The sequence below is a fragment of the Acinetobacter populi genome, from assembly GCF_002174125.1.
Classification (GTDB): domain Bacteria; phylum Pseudomonadota; class Gammaproteobacteria; order Pseudomonadales; family Moraxellaceae; genus Acinetobacter; species Acinetobacter populi.
This window is the reverse complement of the sequence record NZ_NEXX01000003.1, coordinates 206158-225692: the sequence shown is the minus strand read 5'-3', so window position 1 is coordinate 225692 and position 19535 is coordinate 206158. Positions and strand designations below refer to the sequence as shown.

The 19535-nt window shown below is 39.2% G+C and carries 21 protein-coding genes, 1 tRNA gene and 1 pseudogene; 13 read left to right on the top strand and 10 right to left on the bottom strand.

The genetic code is table 11. The features are described from left to right. The first annotated feature begins 112 nt into the window (after nucleotides 1–112). The 3 genes from CAP51_RS10185 to CAP51_RS10175 are packed head-to-tail and all read left to right on the top strand — an operon-like array spanning nucleotide 113 to nucleotide 3742. A complete protein-coding gene (locus CAP51_RS10185; protein WP_245809131.1) occupies nucleotides 113–2668 on the top strand; it encodes a TonB-dependent receptor in 2556 nt (851 codons plus the stop codon). 39 nt (nucleotides 2669–2707) lie between these two features. Next, entirely contained in the window at nucleotides 2708–3304 is a 597-nt protein-coding gene (locus CAP51_RS10180) for a biliverdin-producing heme oxygenase (RefSeq protein WP_087620646.1), read from the top strand. A gap of 9 nt (nucleotides 3305–3313) precedes the next feature. Next, nucleotides 3314–3742 (top strand): YbaN family protein, encoded by a 429-nt coding sequence (locus tag CAP51_RS10175; protein WP_087620645.1) that lies wholly within the window; start codon nucleotides 3314–3316, stop codon nucleotides 3740–3742. Between the two features lie 110 nt (nucleotides 3743–3852). Here the strand turns inward: CAP51_RS10175 and lpxB are convergent, their stop codons facing one another. Beyond that, nucleotides 3853–5031: a lipid-A-disaccharide synthase gene (lpxB, locus tag CAP51_RS10170; protein WP_087620644.1), complete on the bottom strand. Its 1179-nt coding sequence runs from the start codon at nucleotides 5029–5031 to the stop codon at nucleotides 3853–3855. Between the two features lie 230 nt (nucleotides 5032–5261). Here lpxB and mtlD point away from each other — a divergent pair, with 230 nt between their 5' ends. The 4 genes from mtlD to CAP51_RS10150 all read left to right on the top strand — a co-directional run bounded on the left by mtlD (nucleotide 5262) and on the right by CAP51_RS10150 (nucleotide 10320). Beyond that, entirely contained in the window at nucleotides 5262–7421 is a 2160-nt protein-coding gene (gene mtlD / locus CAP51_RS10165; RefSeq protein WP_087620643.1) for a bifunctional mannitol-1-phosphate dehydrogenase/phosphatase, read from the top strand. A 272-nt stretch (nucleotides 7422–7693) separates the two neighbouring features. Further along, entirely contained in the window at nucleotides 7694–8572 is an 879-nt protein-coding gene (locus CAP51_RS10160; protein ID WP_087620642.1) for a sulfite exporter TauE/SafE family protein, read from the top strand. 108 nt (nucleotides 8573–8680) lie between these two features. Further along, nucleotides 8681–9772 carry a 3-deoxy-7-phosphoheptulonate synthase gene (locus CAP51_RS10155; RefSeq protein WP_087620641.1) on the top strand — a complete coding sequence of 364 codons (1092 nt, stop codon included), beginning with the start codon at nucleotides 8681–8683 and terminating at the stop codon, nucleotides 9770–9772. A 35-nt stretch (nucleotides 9773–9807) separates the two neighbouring features. Beyond that, entirely contained in the window at nucleotides 9808–10320 is a 513-nt protein-coding gene (locus CAP51_RS10150; RefSeq protein WP_213062686.1) for a protein tyrosine phosphatase family protein, read from the top strand. Between the two features lie 7 nt (nucleotides 10321–10327). Here the strand turns inward: CAP51_RS10150 and CAP51_RS10145 are convergent, their stop codons facing one another. Together CAP51_RS10145 and ispF are read right to left on the bottom strand one after the other, a co-directional pair. After that, nucleotides 10328–10870 (bottom strand): DUF1287 domain-containing protein, encoded by a 543-nt coding sequence (locus CAP51_RS10145; protein WP_425426799.1) that lies wholly within the window; start codon nucleotides 10868–10870, stop codon nucleotides 10328–10330. A gap of 50 nt (nucleotides 10871–10920) precedes the next feature. After that, nucleotides 10921–11397 (bottom strand): 2-C-methyl-D-erythritol 2,4-cyclodiphosphate synthase, encoded by a 477-nt coding sequence (ispF, locus tag CAP51_RS10140; protein WP_087620639.1) that lies wholly within the window; start codon nucleotides 11395–11397, stop codon nucleotides 10921–10923. A 128-nt stretch (nucleotides 11398–11525) separates the two neighbouring features. Between ispF and CAP51_RS10135 the strand changes: the two genes are divergently transcribed. Then, nucleotides 11526–12170, top strand: a complete 645-nt coding sequence (locus CAP51_RS10135; RefSeq protein WP_087620638.1) for an A1S_1983 family putative colistin resistance protein — start codon at nucleotides 11526–11528, stop codon at nucleotides 12168–12170. Nucleotides 12171–12172: 2 nt separating this feature from the next. On the opposite strand, the gene CAP51_RS10130 is transcribed toward CAP51_RS10135, so the two are convergent. Beyond that, nucleotides 12173–12745, bottom strand: coding sequence for a 5-formyltetrahydrofolate cyclo-ligase (locus CAP51_RS10130; RefSeq protein WP_425426789.1), 573 nt, complete (start codon nucleotides 12743–12745; stop codon nucleotides 12173–12175). 130 nt (nucleotides 12746–12875) lie between these two features. Here CAP51_RS10130 and pnuC point away from each other — a divergent pair, with 130 nt between their 5' ends. From pnuC to CAP51_RS10105, 5 genes are all read left to right on the top strand, one after another. Next, the gene (pnuC, locus tag CAP51_RS10125) at nucleotides 12876–13451 is read left to right on the top strand and encodes a nicotinamide riboside transporter PnuC (protein ID WP_087620637.1); all 576 of its coding nucleotides are present in this window, start codon (nucleotides 12876–12878) and stop codon (nucleotides 13449–13451) included. A gap of 118 nt (nucleotides 13452–13569) precedes the next feature. Further along, the gene (locus tag CAP51_RS10120) at nucleotides 13570–15063 is read left to right on the top strand and encodes a DUF3336 domain-containing protein (protein WP_087620636.1); all 1494 of its coding nucleotides are present in this window, start codon (nucleotides 13570–13572) and stop codon (nucleotides 15061–15063) included. A 6-nt stretch (nucleotides 15064–15069) separates the two neighbouring features. After that, entirely contained in the window at nucleotides 15070–15879 is an 810-nt protein-coding gene (locus CAP51_RS10115) for a protein kinase domain-containing protein (RefSeq protein WP_087620635.1), read from the top strand. Nucleotides 15880–15966: 87 nt separating this feature from the next. After that, nucleotides 15967–16051 (top strand) — tRNA-Leu (locus CAP51_RS10110). Nucleotides 16052–16228: 177 nt separating this feature from the next. Then, the gene (locus tag CAP51_RS10105; RefSeq protein WP_087620634.1) at nucleotides 16229–16531 is read left to right on the top strand and encodes a helix-turn-helix domain-containing protein; all 303 of its coding nucleotides are present in this window, start codon (nucleotides 16229–16231) and stop codon (nucleotides 16529–16531) included. Nucleotides 16532–16547: 16 nt separating this feature from the next. On the opposite strand, the pseudogene CAP51_RS17485 reads toward CAP51_RS10105, so the two are convergent. The 6 genes and pseudogenes from CAP51_RS17485 to CAP51_RS10075 all read right to left on the bottom strand — a co-directional run. Beyond that, a pseudogene (locus CAP51_RS17485) lies at nucleotides 16548–17054 on the bottom strand (tyrosine-type recombinase/integrase); the annotation flags it as partial. Between the two features lie 12 nt (nucleotides 17055–17066). Then, entirely contained in the window at nucleotides 17067–17753 is a 687-nt protein-coding gene (locus tag CAP51_RS17480; protein WP_245809128.1) for an Arm DNA-binding domain-containing protein, read from the bottom strand. 246 nt (nucleotides 17754–17999) lie between these two features. Then, a complete protein-coding gene (locus CAP51_RS10090; RefSeq protein WP_087620633.1) occupies nucleotides 18000–18401 on the bottom strand; it encodes a hypothetical protein in 402 nt (133 codons plus the stop codon). 8 nt (nucleotides 18402–18409) lie between these two features. Continuing rightward, the gene (locus CAP51_RS10085) at nucleotides 18410–18775 is read right to left on the bottom strand and encodes a hypothetical protein (RefSeq protein WP_087620632.1); all 366 of its coding nucleotides are present in this window, start codon (nucleotides 18773–18775) and stop codon (nucleotides 18410–18412) included. Between the two features lie 16 nt (nucleotides 18776–18791). Beyond that, nucleotides 18792–19223, bottom strand: a complete 432-nt coding sequence (locus CAP51_RS10080) for a hypothetical protein (RefSeq protein WP_087620631.1) — start codon at nucleotides 19221–19223, stop codon at nucleotides 18792–18794. 11 nt (nucleotides 19224–19234) lie between these two features. Then, the gene (locus CAP51_RS10075) at nucleotides 19235–19525 is read right to left on the bottom strand and encodes a hypothetical protein (protein ID WP_087620630.1); all 291 of its coding nucleotides are present in this window, start codon (nucleotides 19523–19525) and stop codon (nucleotides 19235–19237) included. Nucleotides 19526–19535 lie beyond the last annotated feature (10 nt).

Here is a 19535-nt window from a genome sequence, read left to right as displayed (position 1 = left end):
AGAAGAATCATTTTTATTTGAAAATTTTTTTTAATTGCAGGTATACATTTGCCTTTGCCCAAACGGTTATAGAGATGAAGACATTAAAAATTCATTGGTAGAGGTTTTGGTGATGGGGCAATATCCATATTTTGCAGTGAAAAGAAACGGGAAATCTGACTGGAAGTTAAAAGCAGTCAGTCTAATGGTGGGGACAATGTTGTATTCGAGTGTGTTGTGGGCACAGGAAACAACAGTAAACCTTGATCTGGCGGCACAGCCTTTGCATCAAGCGGTTGATCAACTTGCCAGACAAGGTAATATCCAGATTTTATATGCCAGTGACATGCTGGAAAATCGCAATGTTTCTGCATTATCCGGTCAATACACAGTTGAACAGGCTTTACAGCGATTATTGCAGGATACTGATCTGAGTCTACGTAAAGAGGGACAGACATTTTATATTGTTAAAAAGGGAAAAACACCTTTAAAGCAGGATAGGACATCAAATCAGGCCAATGAACATTCACTTTATCAAATGTCGCCAATTGTGGTACATGCTGATGAACCTATCCAGTTTGGTCAAAGTGTCTTAACTCAAAAGGCCATTGATCGTTATCAGGTCAATAATGTAGCTCAACTGTTGGATAATATGCCTAGTGTGTCATCTACAGGTTCACCCCGGCCAGGTGGGCAAACCATTAATATTTTGGGTATGCAAAGTGTTGAAGATGTACCTATTACTTTAGATGACTCAGTAAAAACATTTGATAAATATCGTCAGGGTTCAGTATTTATAGAACCAGAAATCTTAAAGCAGGTGACTGTTGATAAAGGCCCGCATAATGTAGAGGTCGGTAATGGCGGTTTTGGTGGAAAGGTGACGTTAGAGACCAAAGATGTAAAAGATTTACTATTAGACGGTAAAAATGTTGGTGCTTTTTTAAAATATTCTCGATTTAGTAATAATGATCAGAATACCTATACTGGTGCAGCGTATGCTCAAAGTGAAAATGGTTTACTTGATGGCCTTCTCTATTATACCAAGCGTGATAGTGGAGAAATAAAACGTCCGGATGGATCAAAATTTCTATATTCTGCTCAGGATCAAGATACCTATATGGCAAAATTAAATTTTTATCCTACGGATGAGCAAAAAATTTCCTTGAATTTTATGCAAAGTGGTCATAACGGTTGGGAGCCTTTTGCTGCAATGCGGGATCAAGATGCAGTACCAACAGCAGCAGATATTGAGCGCTATGGTTATGATGAAGCATGGAAACGACGCTTGGTTTATCGGGATCAGGAAGATACCAGTTATTCGGCAAGTTATGAATATGATCCTACAGAAAATCCCTATATTAATATTAAGGCTGTAGCATCTTATTCAAAGACTAAACAACATGACAAACGTTTGCCAACAGTAAATATGCTTGCTGCCAATTTAGGTAATGAAAGTTGGGTTGATTATAGTAATACGGCGTTAAAAATTACCAACCTGAGTGATTTGGTGACAAATTATGGCAAGCATAAAATTAAAGTGGGCTTTCAATACCAAAAAATGGAACAAAATTCTCTTATCCATGTGCTGAGCTATGATAATAATCCCGATTATAACTATGGTTATTTTGAGCCAAATTTTATGCCGGCAGGTGAACAAAAATTATTTGCTTTATTCCTTGAAGATCAATATCAGATCAATAAATTTACGATTACGCCATCGCTTCGATATGATCATATTACCAATCAGGGATTTGGTAATCGTGCACCTCGATATAGTCATCTTGAAGTTGGTCAGGATTATTCAAGCAAAACCTATACAGGGTGGTCTCCACGACTGGCATTAGCCTGGCAACAAGCAGAATTTATAACCTGGTTTGCGAACTTCAGTAAAACCTGGCGTGCTCCACGCGTGGATGAGCAATATTATGTGGATGGCCCCACAGCCACAGTTCCTTCAACCAGCCTTTATTTATTACCAGAAAAAATGTTGGCAATTCGTTTAGGCAATGAAATGAATTTTGATGACTTATTTACTGACAATGACCATCTGCAAATACGTTTAACCTATTATGATAACCGAGGTTCTAATGAAATTTTTAGAAACCGTTCGGTTTTTTGTCAGGCACAAGCCGAGATAATTGCAGCGGGGGAAAGTGCAAATGCCAATGTTTGCAATGGTAATTATAATCACGGTTTTTATCGAAATATTACGGATTATACGATTAAGGGATATGAGGCAGAAATGTTTTATAACCACCCGTTGTATTTTGCTGGCATCACCTATTCCTATATACGTGGTCAACGAGATAATTCACCAGTAAATCCATGGTTCAGTCAAAAAACATGGATTGAAGAAATGCCTCCACGTAAAGCAACGGCAACACTTGGGTTTAATTTGCCTCAATATAATTTTACAGCTGGCTGGCGAGGTATTTTTGTCGATGCACAGGACAGAAGTATATTAAATACAGATAACTCTATTGGTGCTTCTGGGTTTTCTTTACCGCGTACCAAAGGTTATGCATTACATCATTTATTTGCGGTATGGCAACCAATATCTCAAAAACCTTTAACGATTAATTTTGGAATCGATAATGTTTTTAATCGAGATTATAAAATGTATCTCGGTGAATATATGACAGGTACTGGTCGTGACTATAAATTAAGTGTGTCTTACCAGTTTTAATCTGGATCAATCAATTTAAAAATTTAAGAGATTAATGAAATGAATATACGCCTAACAAAAGTTTTAACATCCATGCTTTCACAACGGCTAAAAATCGAAACCAGCCACGAACATGACCGTATGGAACAGCTAATGGAAAAAGCACAAGTCTTTGCCAATCGGCATAACTATGCACAGCATACATTGGCACAATACTATTTCCAGCAGGATGTCGAAAATCTATATCGACATGTAGAAGTAGAAAAAATCATACCGGATTTAGAGGTAAGGGGACGTTCACAGGCCGCAATACTGGACTTACAGGATTTAGGACTTGAACCACAAAGTGAAGAGATTGCCACATTGAATGTTGGTTATCCAGAAGCCTTGGGCTGGATCTATGTCTCAGAAGGTTCAACATTGGGGGCAGCTTTTTTATTTAAGGAAGCACAAGCAAAATTAGGCTTATCAGCAGAATTTGGTGCAAGAAATCTGGCAGCCTATCCTGAAGGTCGCATGCGAGTCTGGAAACGATTTAAACAGGCTTTGGATGATGCTAATTTTAGCAAAGAAGATCAGGACAAAGTGATTCAAGGCGCTTTGGATGGTTTTTCCCGTTTTGGTACATTATTGGAAAATCTGGATCAATTGAAGTAAATAGGGATCATGATGCCGATGCAACCAGCCAAGCCAGAGCATAAAATTGGAAAACAACCAAAACTGGCAAAATCAGCGATTATTCGCTGGTTATGTATCATCTTGGCTTGGGCTTGTATCATCATTGGTACGATAGGGATTGTCGTGCCGGGTTTACCGACCATTGATTTTTATATACTGGCAGGTTTTTTTGCTGCCAAAGGTTCACAGCGTTTACATTTCTGGATTTATCACAATCGTTTTATTGGACCGATCTTGCAGCAGTGGCATGAGCATCGTAGTATTCCAAGAAAAGCCAAATATATTTCCCTGATCAGTATGAGTATTGCAGCAGGGATCATGATCTGGAAAGTGCCACATCCATGGTTTGTTGGGATCACTATTGGTTGTATGGTGCTGGTACAGATTTGGCTGTGGACGAGGTCTGAAAAAACTTAAATATAGGACTTTTCTATTTCTAAGGCAATTATGTGAAATAGCATTAGAGCTATTTAGATTACCGACTGAATACTTACAGGACGCTAATTTATCATGGTTTATGCTTTTCTTTAAACCAAATGAAAATGTTGCAAAATAGCCTGTGCCGGATCCTGAATCGATTGATCTGAAATTAGCATTTCGTGTAATGCAAGCAGTTGTTGCTGTTGTAACAGGCCTTGTTCGGTATTGAGTAAACGCGTTAAGTCTCGTTCTATATTTTGTGCAGTTGCATCAGATTGAATCAATTCGGTGACGATTTTTTTCTTTGCAATAATATTTGGCAATGAATAATCAGGAATTTTCACCATCCATAACATAATGCGATAGGTTAGCCAATGCAGTTTGTAAATCACGACCATCGGCTTATGTAGCAATAATGCTTCAAGTGTCGCTGTGCCAGAAGCCAGAACTACAGCATCACTGGCTTGCATGACCAGACGACCAATATTTGAGCTAGTATGCGTATTGTCAATGACGTGTATTTTTTCTTGTACAGTATCGGGTTGGGTAGCTAATAAGGTTTTGATTTGCTGTGAGCGCTGTGCATTGATTGCCGGAATCAGAAATTTTAATTGTGGTTGAGACTGCATCATGCGTTGTACCGATTCCAGCATTACTGGCAGCAATTTTGATACTTCACCGCTACGACTGCCAGGTAATAAGGCAATGTAAGCTTGTGCCGGATCTAATTGCAATTGTTGTTTGGCTTGTTGAGCATCCGGATTTAAAGGTAATTGTTTTGCCAATGGATGTCCAACAAAGACAGCAGGTACATCATATTTTTGATAGAAATCGACTTCAAAGGGGAACAGGCATAGCACCAGATCAATCGCATATTTGATATTAAAGACACGCTTTTGTCGCCATGCCCATACCGAAGGACTAACGTATTGTACGGTTTTAATCGGTAACTTCTTATCTTTAATGAGTTTTGCCACACGTAAATTAAAATCCGGTGCATCAATACCAATATATAGATCGATAGGTGCATTTTCCCAATGCTGGATTAATCCGTCACGTACAGCAAACAAGTCTTTGAGGTGTTTTAATACTTCAACTAGTCCCATAACTGACAAAGTATCCATCGGATAAAGACTCTTAAAGCCTTCCGCAATCATTTGTGGTCCACCAATACCTTCAAAATCTGCGTCAATTCCTTGTGCTTTAAAACTACGAATCAGTGCTGCGCCTAGCGTATCTCCCGATACTTCTCCGACAACTATTGCAATTTTTAGCCGTTTTGACACAGTAAATCCTTAAAAATATCCGATTTAAAATGAATTTTAGCATGTAACAGGGTTTATTGATCATTAACAATTTGAAATAAAGTTTATGTCGTTTGACTGAAATATAGGCATTTTATGTATATTTTATGTATCAATAGACCTTAATTTTGCCAATATCATTATAAAGATCAATTTTTATACTAGGCTAAACGCTATAAATTGAAATGTTATTCCCTAATTTAGGAGTTTAGATGTTGGATTATCATGGCATTGCCATAGCGGGTGCAATTTTTGATATGGATGGAACAATGTTTGATACCGAGCGGTTACGGTTTCAAACCTTGAAACAGGCATCTCAGGAGTTAATCGGACAAGCATTCTCAGAGGATTATTTAATGTCCTGTCTGGGCTTGAGTGCAAAACGTGCACAAGAACTTGCCAGAGAAATATATGGTGAACAGGTTAATTATGCCGAAATCCGTCAATATGCAGATCAACTAGAACTGGCGCATGTGCGGCAATATGGTGTCCCGATAAAATCAGGATTGGTCGAAGTATTGGAACGGTTAAGAAAATCTGGTTTGCGTATGGCTGTTGCAACCTCAAGTAAACGTGTGATCGCCGAAGAATATTTGATCAATGCCAATGTTTATAAATACTTTGACGTGGTAATTTGTGGTGATGATGTGGAGCAGGGCAAGCCGCATCCAGAAATTTTCTTGCTGGCCGCCAGTAAGTTAAATCTGCAACCCCAGCAATGTTTGATGTTTGAAGATTCGGAAAACGGTTTAAAGTCAGCATATGCAACACAAGGGCATACTGTTTTATTACAGGATATTAAAGTACCAACACCTGAGATGCTGAAGCTTGCAGAATTTTTTTATGACGATATGCAGGCATTATTACAGGATCTCAATACGTATGTTGAATCGGTAGGTATGCCACAACCGATGGATCGCTTTCCGCAGGCCTACAATCAACATATTGTTGGTATTCATGGCTTTGGGGCAATCGGTGGTGGTTATTTGGCACAAATATTTGCGCATTGGGACGGCTACACCCGACCTGCAAAAATCTTGGCGACCACCAGCAATGCGCTGTATAAAGAGTCTATTCAGGCATTTGGTAAATATTGTATTCGCTATCATCAAGAATCTTATGATGAAATCATAGATGGCATAGAGATTATTGATTCAAATCAGGAACAGGATATTGTTTCGATGTATCAGCAATCGTCAATTGTTGCCTTGTGTATGCCTGAACATGCAATTGAAACGATTAGCCCGCTGATTGCCAGAAGTTTAATCGAGCGTCACGCTGCTGATGCACAGCCATTAACACTGATGATTATTTTGAATAAAGTCGGTGCCAAACAATTTGTATTGGAACATATTGAGCATGCGTTATTGACGTTGACTGATCAGCAGACTGCACAGGAGATTTTGGCGCAGAATATTTTTGTTGATACCGTTGTCAATCGTATGGTGTCCAAGCTCAATGACAAGGCACTGTATCGTCAATTAAGAATTAAATACAATTTATTTCAGCAATATCAACTGGATAAAAATGATGATGATCCACTGGATATTGAGGATAGTACTTCATTGACGGCTGAACAAGCCAAATTTATGGATACCACCATTGCCGATTTAAAACAAAACTTTCAGCCAAGTCATGTATTACAATCCATGGATTTGATTCTTTTCCATAGTGAAAGCGATATGCCTATCTATGTGGAAAATAATAGCCCATTGTTAAATCAGCTGAGACAGGTGATTGCTGTTGATGACATTACCCAGATCCAAACTGTGAAAAATCGTCTATGGAATGGCGTGCACAGCATGATCGCATGGTATGGTCTGTTACTTGGACATGAAACCATTGGTGTCGCCATGGGGGATGAGCGTATTCAGGCCCTTGTTGAGCGCCTACTCGATCATGAAGTTGGGTTGGGTTTGAGTTATGAGTTTCCCAATATCAGTAAAATTTTACCGCAATTAAAACACAGCTTTTTACAGTCGTGCAGAAGTGCGTTCAAGGATCCCTGTATTCGGGTAGGACGTGATCCGATCCGCAAGTTACAACTGAATGATCGGGTTTTTGGCTCGATTCAAATGAATGCACGACATGAACTTGCTGTTGATGCCTTATTATATGGTGCAACACTGGCAGTATTATATGCCAAATCGAATTTATCCAAAGACGATGAAGAAATCCAACTATTCCAGCAAGCACTGGATCAAGGACAATCACTTTCACAGGCTTTACAGCATGATTTAAGCGAATTATCAGTTGCTCAAACACAATATCAGGATTGGTTACATCAGATTGAATATTTACTGGGCTTATATGATCAGGATGCGGAACATTTTCTGCAATCATGGCAACAATCAGCCCTAGAAAATATGTAAAAAATTTGTATGGATAAGTCTAGGCAAGTCTGGACTTATCCATGTGTTGTTTAAAAAAAGTACACTTGATTTTGTCGTTTATAAATTCCTATAAATCGAATTATTAGATAAAATTATCTTAAAAATATATATATCAATAAATTATAAGCGGTTTCGATAATTCGGTATTTGCATATATCTTTATTTTTCATAAGTAATCCAAATATGTGAATAACGTATTAGCATTAAAAGTTATAGTATTCGCAAAATTTTTCATAATTTGTGGAATAGCCATGCTTGATGCCATCCATTTTATTCTTGCCGGAATGTTAGTCGGTTTTTGTGTCGGCATTACCGGTGTAGGTGGCGGTTCTTTAATGACACCGATTTTGATTAGTCTATTTAAAATTGAACCGCATATTGCGATTGGTACCGATTTGCTCTATGCCGCAATTTCCAAATTTTGTGGTTCATTGGTGCATGCAAAAAAATTAAATATTGTTTGGCCAATTGTCTTATTTCTAGCATTGGGCAGTATTCCTGCATCATTGATTACCACTTGGGTATTGGATCACTATTTAAGTCAGTCTGTTCATTACAAAACTGTATTGACCATGTTTCTGGGTTTTATGCTGACCATTACCGGTATTTCAATTATTTTCCGTCCACAAATTGAGAAATTTTTTAGCCGTTATCGTAGTCAAGAGCAAAACATTTCAGACCAAGAACGTCATGAAATTGCCAATAATAAACGTGTCTATATTGTGATGATGGGGATTATTCTCGGGGTATTTGTGACCTTATCTTCTGTTGGTGCAGGTGCATTTGGGATCATGGCACTGATTATTATGTTTCCGAATTTACCCATGATTCGTATTATTGGTTCTGATGTAGTGCATGCGGTCATCCTGACGCTAGTTGCGGGGATTGGCCATATGAGTGCAGGTAATGTAGATTTTACCTTATTAATGTGGTTACTGGTCGGTTCGATTCCTGCCATTATCGTGGGGACATTAATTAGTTCAAGAATGCCTGAGAAATTGATTCGTCGTATTTTGGGGATTACCTTATTTGCGCTGGGGGTTAACTTTATGATTAATCCTGTAAAAGCAAAGCCGAAAGTTGAAGTTGCAGTGGTTCAAATCATGCCAGTAGAAAAAATATCAGCTTAAAAAATAGCGTGACTTTTCCAGTTTTATCAATTGGCTAAGCTGATAAAAACAGCAATTTTATGCTATATTGATCACATTTATAGATGTTGATAAGTTCTTGAGACGGTAATGAGTGATTTAACTGCCCAAAAAGTGGCAAATACTGATGTAAATGATATTAATGTGGCCAGCGTACAACCTTTGATCACGCCAGCACAATTAAAAGCAGAATTACCTTTGAGCGAAAAAGCTCGTGCTACTGTCCTTGCAGGTCGTCAAACTGTTCGTGATATTTTAGATGGCAAAGATAAGCGTTTGTTTGTAGTGATCGGGCCTTGTTCGATTCATGATCCAAAAGCTGCACACGAATATGCTGATCGTTTGGCTGCATTAAGTGAAAAAGTCAAAGATACTTTATACATCATCATGCGGGTTTATTTTGAAAAACCACGCACTACTGTGGGCTGGAAAGGATTGATTAACGATCCGGACATGAATGATTCTTTTGATATCGAAAAAGGCTTACATCTTGGGCGTAAATTATTACTGGAATTAAATGAAAAAGGTCTGCCATGTGCAACCGAAGCACTTGATCCCAATTCACCGCAATACCTACAGGACTTAATTTCCTGGTCTGCTATTGGTGCACGGACTACAGAAAGCCAAACTCACCGCGAGATGTCTTCCGGTTTATCTTCCCCAGTTGGTTTTAAAAATGGTACTGATGGCGGTTTAACCGTTGCGACCAATGCAATGCAAGCTGTGAAATCCGGTCATAGTTTCTTAGGCTTAAATGATCATGGTCAGGTGTCGATCATTCGTACCAGTGGTAACCCATATGCGCATGTGGTATTACGTGGTGGTAATGGCAAACCCAACTATGATGCCAGCTCTGTTGCACAGGCTGAAGATGCATTGAATAAGGCCAAGGTCAGCAACAAGATCATGATTGATGCCAGTCACGCCAACTCTAATAAAGATCCATACTTGCAACCGCTGGTATTAAGAAATTTAACCGAGCAGATTGTTGATGGTAATAAAACCATTGTGGGTGTGATGGTTGAAAGTCATCTTAAAGGTGGTCGTCAGGATATTCCAAAAGATTTGAGTCAGTTAGAATATGGTCAATCTGTTACCGATGGTTGTATTGACTGGGATACTACCGAACAGGTGTTACTTGAAATGGATGCCGCTTTAAAAGACGTTTTACCTCAACGATAACTTATGGAGCGCCATCGAAAGATGGCGTTTTTTCTATGCAGCAACAAGACACCATGCAGGAACAGTTCAACACGATTCTTGCATTTATGCCTGTACATGAGCATCTCTATACTTCCGGCCAACCGACCGCAGAACAACTGAATCTGATTAAGGAAAATGGTTTTAGTACCATCATTAATCTTGCCCTGACAGATGCCTCAAATCATTTACCATTTGAAGACCGTATTTGCTTGGAGCTGGGACTGGACTATATTCAAATTCCACTGTTGTGGGATTGTCCAAATAGTAGCGCTGCTTTGCTGGTGCTGGATTTGGTTGATCATCTGGTTCGAGAGCAACAAGTCTGGTTGCACTGTGCCAAAAATTTTCGTGTTAGCAGCCTGATGTATCTATATCGTCAATATTATATGGGCATGAATATTGCCGAGGCTGATGCATTATTACAGCAAATCTGGCAACCGAATGAAACCTGGACGGGCTTGATGCATGCGCTACAATTGCAATTGCAAGCCAGACAGTCCACTAAGGAAATTGAGCAACTCAGTTAGATTAGACTTAGGGAAGACGATAATGTCCGGTAATGTTGTAGCTGTACAAAATATTATCTTCCTGCGTACCACGCCCGATATTATGAATAATCAGCGGTGTATTTTTGATGCGGCTTTTACGGTCTGAAACAATGCCGATATGCACCAGACCTTTGCCTAAATCCCAAGTGACAATATCACCTGCCTGATATTGGGCATGCTTGATTTGATAGCCTTGCCGTTTGAAGTATGTTGCAATATTGGGTACTCGTCGATGATCAATATTACGATCTGTGGATTTTAGTCCCCATTTTTGCGGATAAGCCTGAAAATTTTTCGCCATATCCTCATGAATTAATTGCTGTAAATCAATATTCTGTTGACGTAAGGCACGAATGATGACATCGGTACACACGCCTTTAATCATTGGGACATCACCCATCGGATAGGGCAATTTGCTATAAGCCGGATCATAATATAGGGTTTTGCCAATTTGTGATCGTGCATCGACCACAAGTTTCTGTGCAGATATTGCCCAAGCCTGACTCAATGAAAAAGCCAGAACAATCATGACCATTTTTAAGCATTTAATTGGCAAGGGCTTTATCCTATATAATTGTTTTAAATTTTTTGTAATAAAACCACCGCAGAAGCAAAAATCCCTTCCTGACGACCAGTAAAGCCTAGCTTTTCAGTAGTGGTGGCTTTTACACTAATTTGTGACAATTCTACATTTAAATCTTCGGCGATATTTTGGCGCATGGCAAGATTATGCGGTGCCAGTTTTGGGCGCTCGCATGCAGCAGTAATATCAGCATTTAGGAGTTGATAGCCTTGATTCAATATTAACTGATAAACATGCTGTAAAAGTACACGACTATCCGCACCTTTGAACTCCGGATCGGTATCAGGGAAATGTTGTCCGATATCTCCAAGTGCCAATGCCCCCAATAGTGCATCTGCCAACGCATGCAAGATGACATCACCATCGGAATGTGCCTTTAAACCTTGTGTGTGTGGAATTTTTACACCTGCGAGTGTTACAAAACTGCCTGCTTCAAACGCATGTACATCCAAACCTTGTCCTATTCGTAGCATTTTTAAACTTATCCCACCGCTTATTTCATATGAATGACTTGTATAAATATAAATGAAACACGTATAGTAAGCATATCTTACTTTATGGCTTAGTCATATTCTTAGTCACTATTTTTATGAACAGTTTTATGAATAGTCATTTACTTATTAGTCGTTTTTTTTCGATGGTCTGTCTGGCTTTGCTTCAGCAACATGTATTTGCTGGAATGCCTGATTGTGAAAAAAAATTGTCCGGTGCCTTTGATCAGAAGGTCTGTAGCCATCAAGAATTAAAAGATTTAAATCAACAAATCCGGGAAAAATATCTGAATGCTCAGTTGATGTCGAATGCGCCATTAAAATTATTAGAGACTTCGAATCGCGCTTGGGAAAAATATGTTAAATCCTGCAAGTCGGTACAGTGTATTCATCGGGAATTTGAACAGCGAATTGATGACTTAACTTTTTTTACCACCATAAACCAGAGCCTGACTCAGCATTATATTCGTTATAAAAGTGCAGCTATCGATTCTCAAATGACGCATATTCAGTTACAGCAATTAGATAAAAACAGAATTAAAATTGAAGGCATACAATATCGTAGTCCCAACAACAGTGAAGCAACGCGTATTGCCTATTTACGTTCTTATAGCTCGCCGGATCATTTGACAGATATCACCGATCTGGAAAATAAATGTATTTATAGCCTGATTCGAACAGATCATACCTTGGAATTTCAATCAGAAGATCCAAAATGTCAAAGATTTGTTGGCTTATATAAACTTTACGATTGAGCCTATCTAAAATTATAGTGCCTTGTTGGTGTAAGCACAGTATTCAGTTTCTGATCCCATTTTTGTTGCTTTAAGATCATTTTACTTTTTTGAAAATCATGTGCCAGGCCAAGTCGATAGGGCAAATGTGGGTGCATGGCAAGCGTGCGATCATAAAAGCCACCACCCATTCCTATGCGTTGTCCCAGTTGATCAAATACCACCAAAGGCATAATTAGCAGATCAAGATGTGAGATGTTTAAGGCACGATGTTGGACTGCTTGTTTCATACCGAGTTGGTGTCGTGTAAAGCGTTGATTTCGCATCTGCTGAATAGAAATCTCTTGCCATAGCAAGTGTTGATTCATCGGACAAATCACTGGCAGATAGACTTTTTTATGCTGTTTTAATAATGCAAAAATCAATGCACGTGTCGGAACTTCGCCAAATGCATCGAGATAAATGCCGATACGGCGTGCAGACCGAATTTTAGGATGACGGCTTGCCTGAAATAATATCTTTTGTGCAGCCTGTGCCAAAGCATAACGGGATAATGTACGGCGTTGTTTGCGAATATCTTTGCGTAAGGTGTTCATGCCTGTCACTATAATGAGATACTGATAGCAGTATAAAAATATAAGCTGCTTGATGATAGTGCCACACAAATATCTATCGTATTTTTAGAATTGATTTATACTACTTTGAAGCCTCATATGACGCATGATTATGTCAAACCTAGAAATTTTTGCTGTTGTGATCAGTATTATTGGCGTCGCATTGACCATTAAACGTAATATGTTGTGCTGGTTTTTTAATTTCGTTGCTTTTGTTTTATATGCTTATTTATTTTATACCTTTAAGCTATATGGCGAAACCATCCTACAATTTTTCTTTATGCTGGTTAATTTTTATGGATTTTATAACTGGCTTAAGGGCAAACAAAAAGATCATGACATTCGGATTGAACCGATTACAAAATCAGTCGTCGCACTGCAAATGTTACTCGCTGCCGTTGCAGGATTATTGTTTGGGCTGATTCTAAAACACTTTACTGATGCTGCGGTACCAATGCTTGATTCACAACTGGCAGCCTTTAGTCTATTGGCAACTTACTGGACCAGTCGCAAACATATTGCCACGTGGATTCTATGGGTGTTTGTCGATATTGTTTATGTCGGTATGTTTATGTATAAGGATTTATGGTTGACCGCAGCTTTATATGCAGCTTTTGTGGGGATGGCTTCATTCGGCTGGTGGCAATGGTTACAGGTTAAACAAAAACAGGATCTTGCCAAACGATAATATGCATAGGATTTGTGTCCAAAAATAGCTGTCATTTAAGTATTGGTTTTTCGGCTAGCTATGATAATGTTGCGATAAATGACCATATTGATCAAATCGGAATTGTATAGGGAAGTGCATGCATCAACATTTTCTCCATCAAAAAAATTCGCATCAGCGTTATGTGATTGCCAAATTAAAACGAGATTTGCAGTATGCGGATAATTATCAACAGTGGAAAAGTATTGCTTTGGCGCTGGATCAGGCCTCCGGTTTGGAAGCATGGAAATATGAAAATGCTTCGCCATATTATGGATATGAATTTATTGCTCAGCGTCTGACCCGAATAAAACGGCTAAAAAATCAGGACCAGCAACTTGATCTGGCACAATATTTAAGAGAAGGCTTAAATTTTGATATTGCTAATATTTCCCATCCCTTACTTTATACCCAAACTTTTTTTGGCACCAAAAAACTGATTGAAGACTATATCGAGCAGGTCTGTGAAGCATTTGCCTATATTGCTTGTGAAACATTTACTGCATTGAGTCTGACCGAAAAAATGAAGTATTTTGAAGGTGCATTACAGGCTTATGGTCAGCCTGCATTAATGTTTTCAGGTGGGGCGACATTAGGATTATTTCATAGTGGCGTATGTAAAACTTTATATGAGCAGGATTTATTGCCAAAAGTGTTTTCCGGATCAAGTGCCGGTGCATTGATGGCGGGCATGATGGCGACCCGAACTGATACAGAATTAATGGAATTGATCCACGGTGATGGGTTTTATGAAAATGCTTTTAAATTCCGTAATATTTTTAAAATTATTCGTGATCGTAGCGGGATTGCCGATATACAGGCATTAAAAAAGTTTTTGCGCGTAAATTTAGGCGAATATACCTTTAGTGAAGCCTTCTCAAAATCTGGACGACATGCTTCAATTGTCGTTGCGCCCTATATTGCAACGCATCATCCAAGAATCATGAATGAAGTGACCTCTCCAGATTTATTGATCTGGAGTGCGACCTTGGCTTCATGTGCTGTGCCTTTATTATTTCCACCTGTGAAATTAACCACCAAAAGACCGGATGGTGTTTATACGCCCTATATGGCAAATACCCGTTGGGTAGATGGCAGTGTACGTAGCGATTTTCCACAAGAAAAAATGGCAAGGCTTTATAACATTAATTATTCAATCGCTTGCCAAGTTAATCCACATGTGGTGCCGTTTATGCAAAGTGATATTGAGCGTTATCGTAAAGATTTATTGAGCTGGCCAACCCGTTTTATGCGCCATCAGGCAAAAAGTCTTGCACTGGAAGCGATGGATTTTACCCGAACGCATTTGGAACGTGTACCGATCATTCAGCGTTTGGTTGATCATGGCTTTGGTATTGTCGGACAGCGTTATTATGGTGATATTAATATTGTCGGTCACTATAGCTTAAGACATTATGGCTATATGCTGCAAAACCCTACACCTGCCTTATTTAAAAAATTACAGCGAGAAGGAGAACGTGCCACTTGGCCGAAAATTTCCAGTATCGAAGCACATGCCCGAGTCGGTAAAACATTGGAACATTGTTTGACTGTATTACGTCAACAACAAACATCACTTTGTCAGACAGGTTAGAGTGATTTGTTTGATTTAAACCAACCATTTCAATGGAAAAAGTGTTTAAGTGCTTTGCCAACTCAACAGGCAGGGCAGTATGTATATTTAATTACACAACAAGAACAGGCTTATATTTTTAAATTTTTAGGTGAAAATGCCGAACAAGGCATTAGACAAAGTTTTGCACATGAACTTAACGCCTATCGACAATTTCAAACAGAACAATTTTGTGCTGATTTTTTGATTTATACGGCATCTAATGTGGAAAATATAAATTTCCCTATTCCTGTAATCAATGAAATTTTGGTCATGCCATATTATCAGACCTTAAATATAGATTTGAGTAAGCAGTTTTCCACGGATAAAAGAATACAGATTTTTCAGGATATTTGTCTAAGCGTACAACATTTGCATGACCTTGATTACGTGCATGGCGATTTAAAATCACGCCATATCACGTTTTCTAATCCAGTTAAATTATTGGATCTTGCACAAACCTCACAAATTTATGAGGTCACAAGACAAGCTGAGATTTCGGCAACACCTGCTTATATGGCACCCGAACTTTTTCTTGGTGAGGCCATATCCATACAAAGCGATATTTATGCATTGGGGATTATTTTTTATGAGATATTGATGGGTGAGAAGCCTTTTATGGGTAAAAATTATCAGGACTGGGCAACGCAACATTGTCAGGCAGATATTCCATTATTCGCAACAGAATATTCTCTTTACCAAAATATACTCGATGGAATGTTGGCAAAACTCAAAAAAAATCGCTTTTCTGAAATCAAAACTCTGATAAATGCTTTGAATTTAATCAAAAAAACATAATTTGATGATAAAATATGCATTCGTATACTTTTTTATAAAATAATACTTGGCAAGATAAAAACTCATTGCTAATATACGCAGCACATCGGGGACGTGGCGAAATTGGTAGACGCACTGGATTTAGGTTCCAGCGCCGCAAGGTGTGAGAGTTCGAGTCTCTCCGTCCCCACCAATATTTTAAAGAGGAATCAATCACTTAGGTTGGTTCCTTTTTTTATGGGCACGTTTTGGGCACGTTTGGTAAAATTTAGTTCAGGTAAGCTTTATAAGAGCAATGTCAAAACCATAAGAATAATCTTTTTTCCAATTGCGGAAAAAAGCTATCAACAATATCTTGAGGAGTCAGATCATGGCAAAACCAATCAGTGAACTCATGGATACACTATCTTTGGAAGATCAAGCGATTATTGAAGCCAAAGCAAGTGACATGATTACAGCAATCCGTCTGGCACATCTACGTAAAAAACTGGGCTTTACACAAGCACAGGTTGCAGATGCAATGCATATTAAACAACCTACAGTTGCACAACTGGAAAAACGTGCAGATATTCAGCTTTCAACTTTGCGTCAATATTTACAGGTGCTTGGGGCAAATCTAGAAATCAATGCCACCTTGCCAGATGGTTCTCGTATTAGTCTAACTGGTCAATGAATCATGACGATTAGACTTAGCTAATTTTTAACTTTCCATTTTGAAACGTGTGAGCATTGGTCTTACTCAACTTGGCAATTTCTTCTTTATTCTTATCCGAATTGATCCAGCGTGCGTAGCGTTTCATCAGCATGACCAGACTATGCCCGAGCTGTGCAGCCACATAGACCGGATTTAAGCCATTCATCAGGCAGACGGTGGCATAGGTATGTCTGGCATTATAGGCAGGGCGATAGCGTACACCAGTTGCTTTCATGGCCTGTTTAAAGTTTTTATATAATGATTGTTCTGTGGTGTATTTCTCATGGGTTTCGGCACAAATAAAGACATGGTCATATTTTAGATACGACAATTGCCGTAACTGTACAAAGGCATCAAAAGCTTCCTCGTTAAGATCGACAAAGCGTTCCTTTTTGGTTTTGGTAGCAGCTTGGTCCACACCCTTGACCCGACCTTTATTGATCAGGATCTGTTTATTGTGCATATCGACATCTTGCCAGGTAAGGGCAATGAGTTCGGAAGGGCGGCAACCAGTTCAGAAAGCTACTTTAAAATACAGGTAAATCACCGGGCGTTCGGTGAGGTACTGGCTTTTTAACCATTGTAGTAACAGGTCCCGTTCGCCGGTAGTAAATGGATCGGGTATGGATTCCTTGTTTTTCTGGTTTTTTAAGCGGTCGCATGGGTTCTTATCAATCACTTCATCATCAAAGGCCAGTAGGAAGGTACCACGTAACGGGATCAGGGCATCGTTCCTGACTTTGGCCGATGACCATTCCCGATTATTCACGGCATTGCGTAGCATCTGGCTGCTGATGGTATCGATTGGCATTTCGGCAAAGAGTGGCATCCAGATTCGCTCTAGAATGGATAGGTATTTTTCTTTGGTACCGATGGTATGGTCGTTGAGGTCGTATAGGTATTGCTGGGCGTAGTAGGCAAATGTCGGTTGGCTGGACGGGATAATTGTGTCGTCTTCTTCCTCAGCATTCTTAAATGGCCGTCCGGTGACTTGTTCGATATCCTTGGCAGTGAGGATACCGAATTGTGCTTTCTGGATTAATTCCGCTCTAATCTTAGATGCTTTGGCGAAATTAGCGTAGTGGTCTTTAAGCGGGAGGACGAGCCAGATTCGTTCGCCGTGCCAAGTAAAGTTAATCTGGATACTGCCGCGTTTTGCTCTTGTTCCTTTTGGATATTCTGAGCTGTGTGTTCTACCCATTGATTAAACCCTTTAATTGAGTACAAAATACGACGTTTTGAAATCTTTGCCCAGACTTTGCCTTCTTCCCACTGTGGGCGTAGATTTTTCAGATTGGAGGGCTGTTCTCCGATGAGTTCGCAAAAACGCTCCGGTGTGACCCAATCTACTTCATCAACCATTGATCCCATAGTTTATCTCGCTGTTTATAAACGTTGTTGGGCTTGCACTACCGGGGTAGTGCAAGCACGTGGAGACGGTTTTAATTCAGGTTGCATTGTGTGGTTCCTGTGGATTTAACAGGCTAGATGGAAATTTTCGGGGAATTAAACAGATTGCCCGATTAAATGCCAGTGCCTTGGCTGCGGCTTTGTCATCCGATTTGCCCGAACTTAGGTACTTGGCCAGTTCTTTTTTACGGTGGTCGCTTAAGATGACACGCAGTAGCTGCATGATCATCCGATAGCGTTTGTTGTCGTAATATGCCCGTACCAGCATTAACCGGGTATTAAGGCGTAATTCCTCAATATTGCTGGTGTTGAGGTCAAATGACACCATGTCATCTGCTTCGGCAAGAAGTGCCTTTACCATAGGATCGTTTAGATCCACGGGTAATTCTGGCTGTGGTTCCGGCATGGGCGGTGTTGGAAATTTCACGATGCTGTTCATGCGGACTCCTAGCTTCTGCCTAAAGGTTGCGATGGTAATTGTTTGGATTCTTCACTGTATTTTTCTGCGATTTCTTGATGACATCTTTGTCGTTCTTCAAGGAAAAATTCATACATCTTAAAAAATGCAGTTAATTTTTCAAAATGAATCTCATGAATATGATAATTTTTTTGCATACATTCTCGGAGTTCAAAGAACTTATCTTTAAGATCACCGACCATATAATGCGCCCACTCTAAGTCGGCTGCTCCCAGAGCGTAGGCATTACATAAATCCATTGCAACACGGCTTCTTGTCGTAGGTAATTTTTCTGGAAGTTCAGCTTTACTTCCATTCTTTTTAGGATCTGGTTGCGGAGTTACGATAGCGTTCATAGTGTGATTCCTTTTATTATTGAATTGGAGTTGAAGTATTAAGAGAGTTGTTAATACATTCTGATAGATTGTCATAGATATATTGGACTGCGTAATACACACCATACAAAGCACTAACAGTGTGGCTTTTTACTAAGAAGAATTTAGAAATTTCTTCTATGGCTACAATTACTCCATCCATTTGCTGTTGAAAATCTGTTAAATAATCAAATCCAATCAATGATGCTTGATCTATTTCCCTTAAGAACTTTTTTGAAATATTTATACTTACTGTAAGCATTAATTCAGTTTTTTCATCAGTTAAGCCCCATTGTTCATAGCTAGTAACTGTATGCAGTAGTGCTGATCTTAAGGTGCCAATAACACACGAAGCATCTTCTAAACAATCTACTACGGTTTTTGTTGGCTTTAATTGAGGTGCTTTTTTTGGATCGAATGGTGCGTTCATGTCGTATTCTCCTATGCTTTATTAAGTACATTAGAAAAGTGGACTCGTGGAGAAAGGACTTCTTCCGCCCACTGTTCTTGCCAATGGTTGGCACGAATTGCACCTAAATCTCCCAATGTTTGTGCCCTATAGCACTCAGAAGTTTTCTGGATAGAAGAAAATAAGATACTCAACTCAATGAAAGCACCTTCCATTTCATTGCAAAGAGCGATTAGGGCTTCCAGATGTGATTTTGAAACCATCACTTGATCTGGTCCTAGCTGTGCTTGGGTAAGGTTTTTGATATCTACTTTTGCATTCATAATAATATCC